This is a genomic window from Epibacterium sp. MM17-32, assembly GCF_022348205.1.
In the GTDB taxonomy this organism is placed as follows: Bacteria; Pseudomonadota; Alphaproteobacteria; order Rhodobacterales; family Rhodobacteraceae; genus Epibacterium.
This window is the reverse complement of record NZ_JAKRFC010000002.1, coordinates 159,224-174,862: the sequence shown is the minus strand read 5'-3', so window position 1 is coordinate 174,862 and position 15,639 is coordinate 159,224. Positions and strand designations below refer to the sequence as shown.

Here is a 15,639-nt window from a genome sequence, read left to right as displayed (position 1 = left end):
GCGGTGCGAGGCATGGCGCACCGAGGGAGGCGAACACGCGGTGATCCGGCCCGCGTGCACGCCTTCCCGAACGGCGGGTGTTCCCTTAACGTGGCGGCTCCGACGGGGCCGGGATATTGGCCGTGATCTGGTCGATCAATCTGGCCAGCGGGTGAGGCGCGGCGAAGAACGGGGAGTGAGCGCTGTCCAGAACATGGACCTGCGCGTCCGGCCAGTCCGCGGTCATGCTGGCCTGATACTCCGGCGGGATGGTCCGGTCGTGTGTACAGCGGATGTAGTGCTTGGGCAGGCTGCTCCAGCGGTCGGGAACGGTGAGGGGCGTCGCCTGTGGCCGGATCGGCTGCGGGCATATATGGTCCAGCGCGAAAGACACGGCGTCGGGGGGGCAGTCGTGATAGAACAGCTCCGGCGCAGCATCCGGGTGGATCGTATAGCTGTGCCCGTCCTCGGATTTGACCGCGGCGCTGCCGATGGTCTGGCGTGGACCGGCCCGGCGCATGTCGATCAGCGACATGCCGGAGATCGGGACATAGGCGCAGAGGTAGATCAGCCCGCGTGGGCAGGCGTGGGCCACGGCACCGGTGATCGGAAAACCGGCCCAGGAGTGTCCGACGACAATTGTGTCTGGCGTGATCTGGGCGGCCACTGCCCGGCAGCTGTCGTCCAGGCTGACATCTGCTGGCGAACGCCCGTCGCCGTGGCCGGGCAGGTCGATGGTGCGCACGGTATGGCCATATACGGTCAGAGCCGGGGTCAGGTCGCGCCAGCACCAGGCGCCGTGGCAGGACCCGTGTACGAGAAGAATATCAGCCAAGGTGAGCGATCTCCTGCATGAAATGTGTGAGCCGTTCGGCATAGGTTTCGGGCTGGTCGATGGGCGGCACATGCCCGGTCCGGCGCAACAGGGTGAACTGCGAGCCGGGGATCAGATCGACGGTCTCGCGCACCAGATCCGGCGGCGTCGAACCGTCCTCGGAGCCGGCAATCCCGAGGGCTGGCAGCCGCAGGCCGGAGGTCGGCGTGTAGAAATCGGTTCCGGCGATGGCGGCGCAGCAGCCCAGGTATCCTTCCGACGGGCAGTTTTCGATCTGTGCCTGTGTCGGGGCGTGGGCACCGGATTTCACATAGGCGCGGGGGAACCAGCGCTGCATGGTGTCTGTGCTTATGGCGGTCATGCCGCCGCTGCGGATCGCCGCCATCCGGCGCTGCCAGATTTCTGGGGTGCCGATCTTTGCGGCGGTGTTCGACAGCACCAGGGCCCGGATCTGATCGAGCCGTTTGACCGCAAGGCCCTGGGCGATCATGCCGCCGATGGAGAGGCCAACAAAGAGGCTGTCGCGGATCTCGCAGAACTCCATCAATCGTTCCGTGTCGCGCACCAGCGTGCCCATGGAGTAGGGACCGTCGGGTGCCGAGGACCCTCCGTGACCGCGCAGGTCGAAGGTCAGGATGCGCAGGCCGTCGGGCAGAAGGTCGATCACGCGATCCCAGATGTGCTGATCGGTGCCAAGCGCATGGGCAAACACCACGGGTGGGGCCGTCTCCGGACCGCGTAGGGTGTAGTTCAACTGGACGTCGCCGAGGTCTGCGAGGGGCATGGGTGGGGCTCTTTGGTTCTGCGCTGTGCGGACCGGACGCCGGGTCCGATCAGGGTGGGGTGAGGTCCCCGACCCTAGCCGGATCTGTCAGAAGTGGCCAGCGACCGGGACACCTCGAATGACGGTTGCACAAGCGCGGCAGAGGCCGTCTCAGCCAAAGCGCGCGAGCGCCTCGGCAAAGGTCTCGGTGTCCACATTGCCGCCGGTGGCAACGGCGATCACGGTATCGCCCTCAAGGTCCGAACCGTGGAACAGGGCTGCGGCCAGAGACGCGGCGCCGCCGGGTTCCAGCACGATCTTGAGGCGCTGAAAGGCCAGCGCCATGGCCTGTTGTGCTTCGGCATCGGTGATGGTGATGCCCGGCGCGCAGAGGCGGGACAGCAGCGGCCAGGTGATTTCGCCCGGGGCCGGGGTCAGGATCGCATCGCAGATGGAGCCGGTGGGCGCGGCATTGGTCTCGATCCGGCCTGCGGCCTGCGAGCGCACCACGTCATCAAACCCTTCTGGCTCTGTCGGGCGCACGCGCATCCCGGGCGCGCGATCTTCCAGTGCCAGCGCGATGCCGGAGGTCAGACCTCCGCCGCCGCAGCAGACCAGGACGTCGGCCTCCGTAATGCCAAGCTCTGCCGCCTGTTCGGCGATCTCCAGGCCGGTGGTGCCCTGACCTGCGATCACCTCGGGTTCGTCATAGGGTTTGATCAGGGTGAGGCCGCGGCTCTCGACCAGCGGTGCGGCGGCGGCTTCGCGGCTCTCACCGGCGGCGCGGTCATAAAGAACGACCTCGGCGCCGAGGGCGCGGGTGTTGTCGATCTTGAGGCGGGGCGCATCGGCAGGCATCACGATGACCGCAGGCGCGCCATGGGCCTTGGCGGCAGCGGCAACGCCCTGTGCGTGGTTGCCGGAGGAATAGGCGATGACACCGCGTGTGCGCAGCTCCGGGGAGAGCGCCGAGAGCGCCGCCCAGCCGCCGCGGAACTTGAACGATCCGGTGTGTTGCAGGCACTCGGCCTTCACCAGCAGGCGGCGGCCCGCGATCTCGTCAAGAAACGGCGAGGACAGCAGCGGCGTGCGACGGGCGTGGCCCTTGAGCCGCGCGGCGGCGGCCTCGATCATGGCGAGTGTGGTCATTGGGCGTCTTTCAATACGTCGTGGATAAGGGACAGGGCAGCGGGTTCATCGAGAAAGGGCACATGGCCGCGATCCGGCAGCTCCACCGCGCGCAGCGCGGGCAGGCGGCGCTGCATTTCCGCGTAGGTCTCGGCCGAGAGGATGTCGGACTGTGCGCCCCGGATGACGCCGCAGGGCAGGCCGTCGAGTGCGGCGAACCATGGCCAGAGGCTGGGTTTCTCCTCCATCTCTGCCACGGCCTCGGCCTGGGCCAGCATCGCGTCCCGCAGGCGGGCATCATAGCGCAGCTCCAGCCCGTCCGGGGTTTCCTTGTAGAAGGTCTGCGCCTCTTCCAGCCAGCGCTGCGACGGGACGCCGAAAAAGGCCGGAGACATCGCGGCCTCGAGCGCCTGGGCGGCCTGCGCGTGGGTTTTTGCGGCTGGTCGCCGCCCCAGATAGTCGAAGATGCGCCCGAGCCCCGTGTCGGCGATGTCGGGGCCGACGTCATTCAGGATCACCGCCGACAGCCGGTCCCGGGTGGTGCCGGCCATGGCCATGGCGACGAGCCCGCCGCGCGAGGTGCCCAGGATGGCGGCACGGGACAGGTCGAGATGATCCATCAGCGCGACCACATCCCCGGCTTCGGTCAGGATGTTGTAGCTGCCGGGGTCCTCGGCATAGTCGGAACGCCCCCGGCCGCGCAGGTCCAGCAGGATCACGTGGTAATCGGCAAGATGCGGCAGAACATAGCGGAAATCCTGCCCGTCGCGGGTCAGCCCGGGCAGGCAGATCAGCGGCAATCCATCGCGGTTGCCGTGGGTTTCATAGTAGAGCGACAGCCCGTCGGGCGTGGTGAAACGGCTCATGTAACAGGGTCTTTCTCAGCAGGAGGCGGCAATGTCGGGCACGGTGCTCAGGTCGGTCAGGATATGTGTGGGACGCCAGGGCAGCCGATCGACCGGCTCGTTGCCCCGGTTGACCCAGACCGTGGTAAAGCCATAGCCGGTTGCACAACCGGCGTCCCAGCCGTTGGAGGACACAAACAGAACGTCGGATGGGGCATCGCCAAAATGCGCGCCCACCAGATCATAGACGGCAGCAGCGGGTTTGAAGACGCCGACGCTTTCGACCGACAGCACCGCATCGAGGCATTCGGAAATCCCGGCCGAGTCCACCGCCCCCGCCAGCATGTCGGGCGAGCCGTTCGACAGGATGCCGGTGTTGTAGCCTGCCGCCTTCAGCGCCTGCAGCATCGCCGGAACCTCCGGATAGGCGGCGAGCTGCCAATAGAGGTCGAGCAACCGTTGCCGCAACGCCGGTTGGTCGGCCAGGCCCGCAGCCTCCAACGCCCAGTCGAGGCCGTCCTGTGTGACCTGCCAGAAATCTGCATGGGCGCCGACGACCGCACGCAACCAGGTGTATTGCAGCTGCTTCAGTCGCCAGTCCTGCGCCAGTGTCGCCCAGCTGTCGGCAAGCTGCGGAAACGCCGGGTCTGCGGCGGCCTGCCGGGCGGCAGCCGTGACATCGAACAACGTGCCATAGGCGTCGAAGATGCAGGTCTTGAGTGTCATCTCTTGGATCTCCCTGTCGCGGCAAAGGTGCCACAAGCGGGGCCGGTCTCAATGGGCTAAATTGTGTTGGTACGGGTTTACTCTGCCGACATGGCCGTTAGGGTGGCGCTTTATCATTGGGCGTTGGGCCTGAAATACACCAGAGAACCCGAAAGGGGGTCATTATGACCGCGGTAAAAAATGGCGACACGGTTCGCATCCACTACACTGGAAAACTGACGGACGGCACCGTCTTTGACAGTTCCGAAGGGCGCGATCCGCTAGAGTTCACCGTCGGCGCCGGCCACGTGATCAAGGGCATGGACGAAGGCATGCTGGAGATGGCCGAAGGCGACACCAAGACGCTGGAGATTGCCTGCGAAGATGCCTACGGCCCGATCAACCCGTCGGCGCGCCAGGCGGTGCCGCGCGAGGGGATCCCGGACGATATTCCGCTGGAAATCGGCACCATGCTCCAGATGCAGACCCCCGAAGGCCAGGTGCTGCCGGTGACAGTGGTCGAGGTGGACGAGGCGAATGTGACCCTGGACGCCAACCATCGTCTGGCGGGCCAGGACCTGGTCTTTGACGTGGAGCTGGTGGCGATCGCCTGAGGCCAGGCATCACTGCCACTGCTTTGAAAGCCGGGCAGGCGGGGCTCCCGCCCGCTCGGGACGCGGCAAGCGCATCCTTCCCGGTTGGGCCCGGCGCCGCGCCTGCGGCGCGGCGGGGGACAGGCCGCAGCCCGTCCATGTGATCGCCGCCAAAACCTGTTTTGGCGGTCGCGTCTTCCCCCCCCTCCGTCTGCGCGCGCCGCCTGTGAGCCTCATCGGCCTCGCGTCACGAGCGCATTCCGCCCCGGGCGACCACCCGCAACTTACTTCAATTGCGCCGCGCATTTCTGAAGCGCGGTGATCGGGATTCACGTCCTGTTCATTTCTCTCGGCGACCTTCCCCACAGACCCGCTGCCGCGCTGGCGTGATGCCGCGTTTTGTTCCCGGCCCGATAGAACGGCCGGTTGGCCTGCGGGTGGGTTTTTATCTAACGGGAGTTCTCTCACATGCGGAATCTGCTTCTTGGCGCAATGTTCACCATTGGCGGCACCATGGCGCATGCCACCGAATATCTGAATGTTTTCACGTGGGACGGCTATGTCCTGCCGGCCGAGGTCGCGGCGGTGAACGACATCCTCAAGTCCGAAGGTTATGATGTCGAGGTGCGCGTCATGGACACGCTGGCCGAGGGGCCGGAGCAGATGTTCGACGTGATCCGTTCCGGTGATGTGGACGTGTCCTTCCTGACGCTGAACTACATCCAGATGGAGGGCTTTCCCTTCTCCAACCTGTTGCAACCCATCGACCTGTCCTCGCCACGGCTGAGCAACGCTGCGGCGCTGCTGCCGGAGCTGAGCGCAATCCCGATGGGCATGTCGGATGCGGGTCCGCTCTACCTGCCGTTCGGTGGCGGGTCCTACGGGATCTGGGCCAATGACGATGTGGTGTCGGAGCACCCCGCCTCTGTCGCCGACCTTCTGAAGCCGGAATGGAAGGGCCGTATCTCGCTGACCGATGGTCAGGTGCAGCCCAACGTGGCGCTGGCGTTGATGGCGATGGGCGAGGCGCCGTTTGCGGTGCAGGATGCCTCCGGAGATCGCAAGAAGATGGCGGAGATGCAGAAGGCTGATGGCGCGCTCCAGCAGACCATGAACACGCTCTACGATCAGGTCGGTTTCTTCTGGAGCGCCGGTCCGGAATTCCGCGACGATCTGGCGTTTGTGGCCTCTTACGGGCCGGGTGCAGCGGCGCATGTGGCCGAAGGCGGCAACTGGAGCATCGTGAACTTCGAGGAAGGCAACACCGTCTGGCTCGACACCATCAACTTCTCCAAGAAGCTTGAGGGCGAGAAGCTGGAAGCGGCAGAGATCTTTGCCAACTATTTCATCGGCAAGGACGTGCAGGAGCGCATCGTGAATGGTCTTGGCATGGTGGCGGCGACGACGCAGGTCGATGCCAACCCGATGCTGGACGAGAACCCGGAGTTCTTTGCCGAAGAGCTGTTCTGGCCGCCCTATACCAAGGTTGCCAACAACGTGATGAACATGCTGTCCAAGCGCGCCTCGGGCGGCGACAGCTGATCAGGTCCATTGGATCGAGACGGAGAAGGGGGCGCCAGGGCGTCCCCTTTTTTGTTTGCCGGGGCAGATTGTGGTCCGGTGTCTGGGGGGGGGCGGCGCTGGCGCGCTGCGCGTTACAGCTGTGACGCGATGCTGCGGGCCGAGCGCTGAAGGAAGACCCGCAATCCCTCGATGTCGCTGCCGGCCCGGACGCGCAGCCCCAGGGAATGCAGAGTTGCGGCGGCGAGGTCTGCGGCGGCTGCGCGGGAGGCCTCCGGCGCAGCCGGTGCCAGGTGATCAAAAAGACGGCGGAACTGGTGATCGGTTTGGGCAATCCGAGCAAGCAACGCAGTGCGGATCTCTGGGTGCATGGGGGCTTCGGCAATGGCGGTCGAAAACACCAGGCAGCCCCGTGCGCCGGAAGCGCCGTCCTCCTGATAGATTGCCAGCATCGCGGTAAAAACCGCCAGCAGCGCGTCTTCGGGCGCGGCATCGCGCGGTACCTGACGGCGCAGATCTCCCTGCACGCGGGTGACAAAATCATCCATCGCGCGCAGGAACATTTCTTCCTTGTTGCCAAAGGCGGCATAAAGGCTGGGGCGGACAAGGCCGGTGGCCTTGGAGAGATCATCGAGCGAGGTGGCCGCATAGCCCTTCTGCCAGAAGGTCTCCATGATGGTCTGCCGTACCGCGCGTTCATCGAACTTGCGCGGACGGCCCCGACCGCGTGTCTGCCCCGCCTTGCTCATTCGGGGAAATCCGCCCCGTGCAGCACATCGCAGAAATGCGGCTGGTGAAAGCCCGGCACATGACGATGGGCCACATCAGCGCCAAAATTATGCATCGCTGTCATGGGCTTGGCTTTGTAGATCCGGGTGAGCGCTTGTTCCATGGCCTTTTTGAAACCCAGACGGGGGTAGGCGTCAAGCACCTGTTCCATCACCTCCGGCGTGATGTGGTCATGAGGGATAACGCCCACATCCAGCCCCGCACCGATCTGCACCAGCGCGGCCTCGGGCGATTTTTTCTGCGGGATCGAAAACGTCGTGTGCAGCGCAATCGCGTCCCAAACCCGGTCAATGCGCGATTGCTCGACGTTTTGCGCCGCAAGGAACGTGGCGGCGGCATCGGCGGCGTCCACCTCAAAACGATCCTCCGCCATATAGGTTTCGGTCAGGCCGAGATCATGCAGCATGGCGGCGATGTAGAACAGCTCCGGGTCATACTGCATGCCCGTCGCACGCGCCGCCAGCGCGCCAAACACATATGAACGGCTGACATGGTTATAAAGGAAGGGATCGCTTGCCATGCGCGCCATCTCTTCGGCGGCGGCGCACAGGGCCGTGTCGGGCGGGGTGACGAGGTCAGTGAGAAGCATCGAAAGTATCCTGTCTTGAAAGGCTCGCCTTTTATTATGCGATTCGGTATAAAACAAAAGAGCCGATACCCAAAACGACCTGCAACAAAAAGAAAAGGCACCCCGAAGGGTGCCTTAACAGTCTGAATTCTAATTGAAATCAGAGGTGTTCTTGCTGCGGCATACCAAGGATGTGAAAGCCGCCATCGACGCGGATAATCTCACCGGTGGTGTAGGCCCCTGCATCCGAGGCCAGATAGACCGCTGTGCCGCCCACCGCCTCAAGGGTGGCATTGGACCGCAAGGGGGCGTTCTGCTCGGTGTGCTTGTAGGTCTTGCGCGCACCACCGATCGCAGCCCCGGCGAGCGTTTTCATCGGGCCGGGAGAGATCGCATTGACGCGGATTCCATCGGGGCCGAGGTCATTGGCCAGATAGCGCGTGGCGCTTTCCAGCGCGGCCTTGGCCACACCCATCACATTGTAGTTCGGCGTCACCCGGTTGGAGCCACCATAGGTCAGCGTCATCATGGTGCCGCCGCCGTTTTCCTGCATCAACGGATAGGCGCGACGCGCCACCTCGATGAAGGAATAGGCGGAGATATCCATGGAGTTCTTGAAGTTCGCGCGGCTGGTGTTGATGAACCGGCCGGTGAGTTCGGTCTTGTCCGAGTAGGCAATCGCGTGGACGAGAAAATCAATCGTCGGCCAGCGCGCGCTCAGCTGTTCGAACGCGGTGTCGAGCGAGGCATCATCGGTGACATCCACATCCACCATGAAATCGCTGCCCACAGAGGCCGCGAGCGGCTCCAGACGTTTGCCAAAGGCTTCACCCTGATAGGTAAAGGCCAGTTCGGCCCCTGCCTCATGCATCGCCTTGGCGATCCCCCAAGCGATGGAGCGGTCGTTTGCCACCCCCATGATCAGGCCCCGTTTGCCGGCCAATACTCCTGTCACGGTCGTCAATCCTTGTACTTGCTCAGAACCATGGACCCGTTGGTGCCGCCAAAGCCGAAGCTGTTGGTCATGACACTGTCGAGTCCTGCGTTTTCAACATATTGCGTGGCCACTTCGCCCTCCTCGATGCCCTCGGCAAGGGTGTCGACGTTGATGGACGGCGTGATGAAATCATTGTCCAGCATCAGGAGGCAGAAGATCGCCTCCAGCGCGCCGGCGGCACCCTGTGCGTGGCCGGTCATGGATTTGGTCGAGGAAATCGGCGGCACATTGCCCGCGCCGAACAGCCGACGGGCGGCCTCGACCTCGCCCACATCGCCCACCGGCGTCGAGGTGCCATGCGCGTTGATGTAGGAAACCTTGCGGCCTTCGGGCAGGGTTTGCAGCGCCAGGCGCATAGCGCGCTCGCCGCCCTCGCCAGAGGGGGCCACCATGTCGTGACCGTCGGAGGTCGCGGCAAAACCGGTTACTTCGGCATAGATCTTGGCCCCACGCGCCAGCGCATGCTCCAAATCCTCAAGCACCACAATGCCGCCACCGCCGGAGATCACAAACCCATCGCGGTCCTGATCGAACGCGCGGGAGGCTTTTTCGGGCGTGTCGTTGTATTTGGAGGACATCGCGCCCATGGCGTCAAACAGACAGGACAGGGTCCAGTCCAGCTCCTCGCCGCCACCGGCAAACATCACGTCCTGCTTGCCCATCATGATCTGCTCGGCGGCGTTGCCGATGCAATGCAGCGAGGTGGAGCAGGCCGAGGTGATCGAGTAATTGATGCCCTTGATCTTGAACGCGGTCGCAAGGTTCGCGGAGATCGTGGAGGACATGCATTTCGGCACCGCAAAGGGGCCGATGCGCTTGGTTGCGCCGGTTTTCAACACGGTCTGATGCGCGGTCAGCATCGACGAGGTCGATGGCCCGCCAGAGCCGGCCACAAGGCCGGTACGCTCGTTGACGACTTGATCGTCCGCGAGGCCCGCATCCGCGATCGCCTGGCTCATGGCGATATGGGCATAGGCGGCACCCGGACCCATGAACCGCAGGGTGCGCTTGTCCACATGCTCGGCCGGGTCAATTTTCAGCGTGCCCGCGATCTGGCTGCGAAAGCCGTGTTCGGCCATCTCTTCGCTGGCGACAATGCCGGATTTCCCGGCCTTCAAGGAGGCGATGACCTCCTCGGCATTGTTCCCGATCGAGGAAACGATCCCCAAGCCGGTGACGACGACGCGACGCATGTTGCGTACTCCTGTAACTGGTGTGAAGGGGGCGCACCCCGCATCATGGGCCCGAAGCCCCAAGCTGATCCGGAGGGCGGATCAGGTCTCGGAGAGGGCCACCTTCATATCCTTAACCTGATAAATCACTTCTCCATCCGCTTCCACGATCCCGTCTGCGACGCCCATGGTCAAGCGGCGGGTCTGTACGGCTTTGGTGAAATTGACGCGATAAGTCAGCATTTTGCGATCCGGGCGCACCATGCCGGTCAGTTTGACCTCACCAACGCCAAGCGCGTAGCCGCGCCCCTGCCAGCCGCGCCAGCCGAGGTTGAAGCCGGTGAGCTGCCACAGGCCGTCGAGGCCAAGGCAGCCGGGCATGATCGGGTTGCCGGGGAAGTGGCAGTCAAAGAACCACAGGTCCGGGGTGATGTCGAATTCCGCGAGGATATGGCCCTTGCCATGCTCGCCGCCATCGGCGCTGACTTCGGTGATGCGGTCCATCATCAGCATGGGCGGCGCGGGCAGCTGCGCATTGCCGGGTCCGAACAGCTCGCCTCTTGCACATTTAAGCAGGTCTTCCTTGTCAAAGCTGCTGGGATATTGGGTCATGTGCGGGGCAACTCCTGCCTGTGGGGTCTGATATTTGTTCACTGCCCCCATTAGCACCGCGTTTACATATCCTGCAAGGGCAGCGCGTTGCCGCAGGTGCGAGGGTCCGCGCCGCAAATCCGGGACGGTGCCGCGTTCGTGTCGCATGCCCACTTTGCAAATCCGTTTGAAAAAGGGCAGTATTCTATCCTATAAGGCCCCGGTAGCAGTGAACGGTAGGAAGGTGATCATGACACCGACCCATGAAGAGAACGCCAACAAGTGGCTGATGGAGGCGGGCCTGCGCCCGACCCGCCAGCGCGTGACGCTGGCCTCGCTGCTGGTGGGCGACGGTCAGCACCGGCACGTCACCGCCGAAAGCCTGTTTGATGCCGCCAAGGACGATGGCGCTGCGGTGTCCCTGGCCACGGTCTACAACACGCTGCGGGCGTTCTGTGATGCCGGCGTGTTGCAGGAAATCACCGTGGACGGCTCCAAGAGCTACTTCGACACCAATGTGCACGACCATCCGCATTACTACTGGGAAGGCGAGGGCCGCGTGACCGATGCTCCTTCCGAGGAGCTGGTGATCCAGTCCCTGCCGCAGCCGCCCGAGGGGATGGAGATCGCCTCGGTGGATGTGGTCATCCGCCTGCGCAAGAAGTAAGCCTCTCAACTTAAATCGGAATTCGCGGCCAGGCCGCTGGCCAGCGCTGACATGGCGCGTTCCGTTGTCGATCCGGGCACGGGGGTGGCGTGGCAGCTCAGCACGACGGATTCCGTGGCCTGCGGATCACGTACCGGGCGACTGGCGAGCGGCATGCCATCATAGGTGGTGTCGCTGGCGGGCAGGCTGTAGGCCAGTCCGACCCCTTCGCCGCGTGCCGCCATGCTGCGCAGCAGTTCGAGCGACGCCACGCGATAGGCAACCTGCGGCACCAGATCCGCGGATTTGAACATTTGCATCATATGGGCGCTGGACAGACCGTCGCGCGACAGGATCAGGGGCAGCTCTGCCAGCGCGGCCAGATTGGTGTCCGGCTGTTGGGCGAGCGGGTGATCCGGCGGCATCAGCGCCCGGGGCGTGACCTGATAGAGCGGCGTCCGGGTGATGCTCGAATCAAGTCCGAGGTCATAGGTCAGTGCCAGGTCGCAGGTGCCGGCCTTCAACGCGGCAATCAGCGCCTCAAACCCACCCTCGAACACATCGAGCTGCACCAGGGGCAGGGTCGCGCGCAGGAGGCCGAGCGCCCGGGGAATCAGGAAGGGCGCCAGGTCGCTGAAACACCCGATGGTGAGGGACAGCGGCGGCTGCGCCGCCGTGCCGGCCTGTTCGAGCCGCGCGGCTTCTGCCAGCAGGGAATCCGCGCCCGCGACGAAATCCCGCCCTGCCGGTGTCAGTTCCAGCGGCGCGCCCTTGCGGCGCAGGAACAGCACCCGCCCCAGATGCGCCTCGATCCGCGACAGCGCCGTCGACAGCGCGGGCTGGCTGACATGCAGGGCCTGGGCGGCGCCCGACAGGCTGCCGTGACGCGCGATGGCGGTGACATATTCGTAGTGCCGAAGTGTAAGGTATAACATCAGTGAAATGGTGTCTTAGATAACTATGATTTGAATTTATATTCAGGCGCACAGAAGATCCAGCCGACAGCGATCATCAAGGGAGAGCGATCATGGCACATGCGATGCTGAGCGAGGATCAGGTTGAGGCGTTTCAGCGCGATGGTGCGGTCCTGATCAAGGGGCTGTTCAAGGATCAGGTGGATCTGCTGCGCGCGGGCGTGGCCGCGAATATGGCGCAGCCGGGCCCCTATGCGTCCAACAACGAAAAGGCCGGCGAAAGCGGGCGTTTCTTTGACGACTATTGCAATTGGACCCGCATCCCGGAGTTCGCCGCCGCGATCGAGTCCGCGCCGGTGGCGGAGGTCGCGGCCGATCTGATGCGTTCGGACCGAGTGCAGATGTTTCACGACCATGTGCTGGTCAAGGAGCCGGGCACCTCGATGGCGACCCCCTGGCATCAGGATGGTCCCTATTATTTTGTCGAGGGACAGCAGACCGTGAGCTTCTGGTCCCCGCTTGACCCGGTGCGGGAGGCATCGCTGCGCTGTGTCGCCGGATCGCATCGCTGGGAAAAGGAAGTGCTGCCCACCCGCTGGGTATCCGAACAGGGGTTCTTTCCCGATGAGGGGCAATACATTCCCGTGCCCGATCCGGACGCCGAGGGCATGCGGGTGCTGGAGTGGCAGATGGAGCCGGGGGACGCGGTTGCCTTCAACTATCGCACCCTGCACGGCGCTCGCGGCAACACCTCCGCGCAGCGGCGGCGCGCGTTCTCCCTGCGGCTGGTGGGGGCGGATGCACGCTATGTGGAGCGTCCGGGACCGACCTCACCGCCCTTTCCGGGGCATGACATGGTTCCGGGGCAGCGCCTGCGCGAAGACTGGTTCCCGGTGCTGTTGCAACGCTAGGGGCAGGGGAGGCGCTCCCCTTGCGTCGGTGCGCAACGTCGCTCAGGTCCGCAGGGATTGGGTGGAGCGGCGATGGTGTTCAGCGGTCTAGAACCACTGTCCCGGCTCCATCAGCCCCAGGTCGAGCAACTGCCGGGAGTGCCATTCAAACGGTGCGGAATTGTGCCATTTGAAGCTCTTGATGTCGAAGGTGGAGCCCGGGTTGCGCTTCAGCGCCTTGGCAGCCCGAAAGGAGCAGATCGCCGCGGTCAGATTGTGGTGCCAGGGGCAGGCATAGGTATTGTATTCCTGCGCATTGAACGTGTGGTCCGGGTGCAGCACCAGCCCCTTGTCAGCGCGGAACAGGGCGACGCGGTCGATCTTGCGGCTGGCCTCGGGGATATGTTCTTCGTGCCGCCAGCGGATACCGCCAAAGAAATCCAGTTGCCGATCACGCGGCTCTCCGGTGGTCGGATCCTTGCGCCCCTGCGCATAATAGCCGGAGCGGTCGAGGCAGGCATCCTCGATCGAAACCGCAGTCGGATGCGCGGTCAGGTCGCCGGCGTAGAGATCGATCACATAGGTCAGCATCGCGGCGCGCCGCTCTTCCATGTGAAAGCTCAGCATCTCGGTCACGGAACGCGTTTCGCAGAACGGGTAGAACAGATATTCGGCGTTGTAGCAGTAATAGAGCCAGCAGCCCGGGGTCGCCGCTGCGATCACCTTGTTCACCGCGTCGGTCACCGCCTCCGGCGGCGTGCAATCATAGGGAACGCGGTGGACAAGTGCCTCCACATCCGGCGGCAGGGCAAAGGCATCGGGCATCAGGGCGACCACCTGCTTGAAGCCACAGTTGAGGTGATGGCGCAGCGTGGTGGCGATTTCCACCTCGTCCTCGATGAAGATCAACGCCACCGGCCCCTTGCGCAGCAGCGGTTTGCCGGTCTGTAGGAAATCCTCCAGGGAGGCATACATCATCGGCGCGATCCTTGTGTTCTGTCCCGGTTCACATCCGGCGCGTTGTCTGGTCTTTGACGGTAAAATCGGGTAAACGCCTCGCCATTGCAAGCGGTCGGAATTCGCGCTATGCGCAGCCGCTGTTTCCACGCCCGCCCTCCGTCCCTAGAAGGTAGCCCCGCCATGTCCGCGCCCAAGAAGCTCTATATCAAGACCTACGGCTGTCAGATGAACGTCTATGACAGCGAACGCATGTCGGAAGCGCTGGGCGGGCAGGGCTATGTCGAGACCAAGTCGCCGGATGACGCGGATATGATCCTGCTGAACACCTGCCATATTCGCGAAAAGGCCGCCGAGAAGGTCTATTCCGAACTGGGGCGGTTCAAGGGGCTGAAGGCCGAGAAACCTGACCTGAAGATCGGCGTGGCGGGCTGTGTCGCCCAGGCCGAGGGCGAGGAAATCATGCGCCGCCAGCCGCTGGTGGATCTGGTAGTCGGCCCGCAGAGCTATCACCGACTGCCCGAGATGGAAGCCAAGGCAGGCGCGGGTGAAAAGGTGCTCGACACCGATTTCCCCGAGGAAGACAAGTTCGAGCAGTTGAAACGCCGCCCCAAGGCCAAACGCGGCCCTACCGCGTTTTTGACCGTGCAGGAGGGCTGCGACAAGTTCTGTGCCTTCTGTGTGGTGCCCTATACGCGCGGGGCCGAAGTCTCTCGCCCTGCCGACCGTATCCTGCGCGAAGCCGAGGATCTGGTGGAGCGCGGCGTGCGCGAAATCACCCTGCTCGGTCAGAACGTCAACGCCTATCACGGCGCGGGCCCCAACGGGGATATGACGCTGGCGCAGCTCATCTGGGAGCTCGACAAGGTCGACGGGCTGGAGCGCATCCGGTTTACCACCTCGCACCCCAATGACATGATGGATGACCTGATCGAGGCCCATGGCACCTGTGCCAAGCTGATGCCCTATCTGCATCTGCCCGTGCAGGCGGGATCGGACAAGATCCTGAAGCGGATGAACCGCAGCCACACTGCCGAGAGCTACATCCGCCTGATCGAGCGTATCCGTGCGGCACGCCCCGACATCCTGATTTCCGGCGATTTCATCGTAGGCTTCCCCGAAGAGACCGAAGAGGATTTTCAGGCGACGCTCGATCTGGTGGAAGAAGTGAAATACGGCACCGCCTATTCCTTCAAATACTCCACACGTCCCGGCACGCCAGCGGCAGAACGCGCGCAGGTGGACCCCAAGGAAGCCGACGACCGGTTGCAGCGGCTCCAGGCTCTGCTGACCCGTCAGCAACGCGAGGTGCAGGACAGCATGGTCGGCCGTGAGCTTGGTGTGCTGTTCGAAAAGCAGGGCCGCTTTCCGGGGCAGATGGTCGGCAAGTCCGACTACCTCCACGCGGTGCATGTGGCCGATTGCGACGCCGCGGTCGGCGATCTGCGCCGGGTTCGGATTGTGTCCTCGGGCGCCAACTCGTTGGCCGGCGAGCTGATCGACTAAGCGCGCGGCTATTCTCGGGGCGCAGTGTATGGGGGCGCGGCCCGGCAGTGGCAGCGCCCCTCTGTGTGTTAGGCAGCTGTGCTTGGGACGCGAGGCAGGCCCGCGCGACTCAGGGTCTGCCGGGGTGTCATTCATATTTTCGAATTTATGATCGATTGGCCGCGCGGCGTGGGCAATCGCTGGCCGGGTTTGGGACTGTTTCTCAGAATCGCCCTTTGGGCGGAATTTTTCCCCTTTAAG

Annotated in this window: 17 protein-coding genes; 5 read left to right on the top strand and 12 right to left on the bottom strand. The window is 63.9% G+C overall.

From position 1 onward, the window contains the following. Positions 1–85: 85 nt before the first annotated feature. The 5 genes from MHM88_RS03800 to MHM88_RS03780 form a co-directional block, all read right to left on the bottom strand. On the bottom strand, positions 86–814 hold the full coding sequence (locus MHM88_RS03800) for an alpha/beta fold hydrolase (RefSeq protein ID WP_239360174.1): 729 nt from the start codon (positions 812–814) through the stop codon (positions 86–88). Further along, entirely contained in the window at positions 807–1,598 is a 792-nt protein-coding gene (gene pcaD / locus MHM88_RS03795) for a 3-oxoadipate enol-lactonase (protein WP_239360172.1), read from the bottom strand. The genes MHM88_RS03800 and pcaD overlap by 8 nt, the downstream gene beginning before the upstream one ends. A gap of 150 nt (positions 1,599–1,748) precedes the next feature. Continuing rightward, entirely contained in the window at positions 1,749–2,726 is a 978-nt protein-coding gene (locus MHM88_RS03790) for a threonine/serine dehydratase (protein ID WP_239360170.1), read from the bottom strand. Continuing rightward, positions 2,723–3,571 carry an alpha/beta fold hydrolase gene (locus MHM88_RS03785; RefSeq protein ID WP_239360168.1) on the bottom strand — a complete coding sequence of 283 codons (849 nt, stop codon included), beginning with the start codon at positions 3,569–3,571 and terminating at the stop codon, positions 2,723–2,725. Before MHM88_RS03785 ends, MHM88_RS03790 begins: the two co-directional genes overlap by 4 nt. Positions 3,572–3,586: 15 nt before the next feature. Continuing rightward, positions 3,587–4,276, bottom strand: a complete 690-nt coding sequence (locus MHM88_RS03780) for a haloacid dehalogenase type II (RefSeq protein ID WP_239360166.1) — start codon at positions 4,274–4,276, stop codon at positions 3,587–3,589. Positions 4,277–4,440: 164 nt separating this feature from the next. Here MHM88_RS03780 and MHM88_RS03775 point away from each other — a divergent pair, with 164 nt between their 5' ends. Next, a complete protein-coding gene (locus MHM88_RS03775) occupies positions 4,441–4,869 on the top strand; it encodes a peptidylprolyl isomerase (protein WP_239318918.1) in 429 nt (142 codons plus the stop codon). 447 nt (positions 4,870–5,316) lie between these two features. Beyond that, on the top strand, positions 5,317–6,390 hold the full coding sequence (locus tag MHM88_RS03770; RefSeq protein WP_239360160.1) for a PotD/PotF family extracellular solute-binding protein: 1,074 nt from the start codon (positions 5,317–5,319) through the stop codon (positions 6,388–6,390). Positions 6,391–6,503: 113 nt separating this feature from the next. On the opposite strand, the gene MHM88_RS03765 is transcribed toward MHM88_RS03770, so the two are convergent. The 5 genes from MHM88_RS03765 to fabA form a co-directional block, all read right to left on the bottom strand. After that, a complete protein-coding gene (locus MHM88_RS03765) occupies positions 6,504–7,118 on the bottom strand; it encodes a TetR/AcrR family transcriptional regulator (protein ID WP_239360159.1) in 615 nt (204 codons plus the stop codon). Beyond that, on the bottom strand, positions 7,115–7,747 hold the full coding sequence (locus tag MHM88_RS03760; RefSeq protein WP_239360158.1) for an HD domain-containing protein: 633 nt from the start codon (positions 7,745–7,747) through the stop codon (positions 7,115–7,117). The genes MHM88_RS03765 and MHM88_RS03760 overlap by 4 nt, the downstream gene beginning before the upstream one ends. Before the next feature lie 139 nt (positions 7,748–7,886). Continuing rightward, positions 7,887–8,681 carry an enoyl-ACP reductase gene (locus MHM88_RS03755; RefSeq protein WP_005676343.1) on the bottom strand — a complete coding sequence of 265 codons (795 nt, stop codon included), beginning with the start codon at positions 8,679–8,681 and terminating at the stop codon, positions 7,887–7,889. A gap of 5 nt (positions 8,682–8,686) precedes the next feature. Further along, positions 8,687–9,916 (bottom strand): beta-ketoacyl-ACP synthase I, encoded by a 1,230-nt coding sequence (fabB, locus tag MHM88_RS03750; RefSeq protein ID WP_239360156.1) that lies wholly within the window; start codon positions 9,914–9,916, stop codon positions 8,687–8,689. Between the two features lie 81 nt (positions 9,917–9,997). Then, the gene (gene fabA / locus MHM88_RS03745) at positions 9,998–10,507 is read right to left on the bottom strand and encodes a bifunctional 3-hydroxydecanoyl-ACP dehydratase/trans-2-decenoyl-ACP isomerase (protein WP_239318928.1); all 510 of its coding nucleotides are present in this window, start codon (positions 10,505–10,507) and stop codon (positions 9,998–10,000) included. A 229-nt stretch (positions 10,508–10,736) separates the two neighbouring features. On the opposite strand from fabA, the gene irrA reads away from it, so the two are divergent. After that, a complete protein-coding gene (gene irrA / locus MHM88_RS03740; protein WP_239318929.1) occupies positions 10,737–11,153 on the top strand; it encodes an iron response transcriptional regulator IrrA in 417 nt (138 codons plus the stop codon). A 5-nt stretch (positions 11,154–11,158) separates the two neighbouring features. On the opposite strand, the gene MHM88_RS03735 is transcribed toward irrA, so the two are convergent. Continuing rightward, entirely contained in the window at positions 11,159–12,067 is a 909-nt protein-coding gene (locus MHM88_RS03735; RefSeq protein WP_239360154.1) for a LysR family transcriptional regulator, read from the bottom strand. Between the two features lie 92 nt (positions 12,068–12,159). On the opposite strand from MHM88_RS03735, the gene MHM88_RS03730 reads away from it, so the two are divergent. After that, positions 12,160–12,957, top strand: a complete 798-nt coding sequence (locus tag MHM88_RS03730) for a phytanoyl-CoA dioxygenase family protein (RefSeq protein WP_239360152.1) — start codon at positions 12,160–12,162, stop codon at positions 12,955–12,957. An 87-nt stretch (positions 12,958–13,044) separates the two neighbouring features. Here the strand turns inward: MHM88_RS03730 and MHM88_RS03725 are convergent, their stop codons facing one another. Beyond that, positions 13,045–13,914: a glycosyltransferase family 2 protein gene (locus MHM88_RS03725; RefSeq protein WP_239360141.1), complete on the bottom strand. Its 870-nt coding sequence runs from the start codon at positions 13,912–13,914 to the stop codon at positions 13,045–13,047. A 162-nt stretch (positions 13,915–14,076) separates the two neighbouring features. On the opposite strand from MHM88_RS03725, the gene miaB reads away from it, so the two are divergent. Next, entirely contained in the window at positions 14,077–15,399 is a 1,323-nt protein-coding gene (gene miaB / locus MHM88_RS03720; RefSeq protein WP_239360139.1) for a tRNA (N6-isopentenyl adenosine(37)-C2)-methylthiotransferase MiaB, read from the top strand. Positions 15,400–15,639 lie beyond the last annotated feature (240 nt).

Coding starts and splice junctions, on each gene's coding strand:
- MHM88_RS03775 (WP_239318918.1), top strand. CDS start 4,441: ATGACCGCGGTAAAAAATGGCGACACGGTTCGCATCCACTACACTGGA.
- irrA (WP_239318929.1), top strand. CDS start 10,737: ATGACACCGACCCATGAAGAGAACGCCAACAAGTGGCTGATGGAGGCG.
- MHM88_RS03790 (WP_239360170.1), bottom strand. CDS start 2,726: ATGACCACACTCGCCATGATCGAGGCCGCCGCCGCGCGGCTCAAGGGC.
- MHM88_RS03735 (WP_239360154.1), bottom strand. CDS start 12,067: ATGTTATACCTTACACTTCGGCACTACGAATATGTCACCGCCATCGCG.
- miaB (WP_239360139.1), top strand. CDS start 14,077: ATGTCCGCGCCCAAGAAGCTCTATATCAAGACCTACGGCTGTCAGATG.
- MHM88_RS03725 (WP_239360141.1), bottom strand. CDS start 13,914: ATGATGTATGCCTCCCTGGAGGATTTCCTACAGACCGGCAAACCGCTG.
- pcaD (WP_239360172.1), bottom strand. CDS start 1,598: ATGCCCCTCGCAGACCTCGGCGACGTCCAGTTGAACTACACCCTACGC.
- MHM88_RS03760 (WP_239360158.1), bottom strand. CDS start 7,747: ATGCTTCTCACTGACCTCGTCACCCCGCCCGACACGGCCCTGTGCGCC.
- MHM88_RS03765 (WP_239360159.1), bottom strand. CDS start 7,118: ATGAGCAAGGCGGGGCAGACACGCGGTCGGGGCCGTCCGCGCAAGTTC.
- MHM88_RS03770 (WP_239360160.1), top strand. CDS start 5,317: ATGCGGAATCTGCTTCTTGGCGCAATGTTCACCATTGGCGGCACCATG.
- MHM88_RS03730 (WP_239360152.1), top strand. CDS start 12,160: ATGGCACATGCGATGCTGAGCGAGGATCAGGTTGAGGCGTTTCAGCGC.
- fabA (WP_239318928.1), bottom strand. CDS start 10,507: ATGACCCAATATCCCAGCAGCTTTGACAAGGAAGACCTGCTTAAATGT.
- MHM88_RS03780 (WP_239360166.1), bottom strand. CDS start 4,276: ATGACACTCAAGACCTGCATCTTCGACGCCTATGGCACGTTGTTCGAT.
- fabB (WP_239360156.1), bottom strand. CDS start 9,916: ATGCGTCGCGTCGTCGTCACCGGCTTGGGGATCGTTTCCTCGATCGGG.
- MHM88_RS03785 (WP_239360168.1), bottom strand. CDS start 3,571: ATGAGCCGTTTCACCACGCCCGACGGGCTGTCGCTCTACTATGAAACC.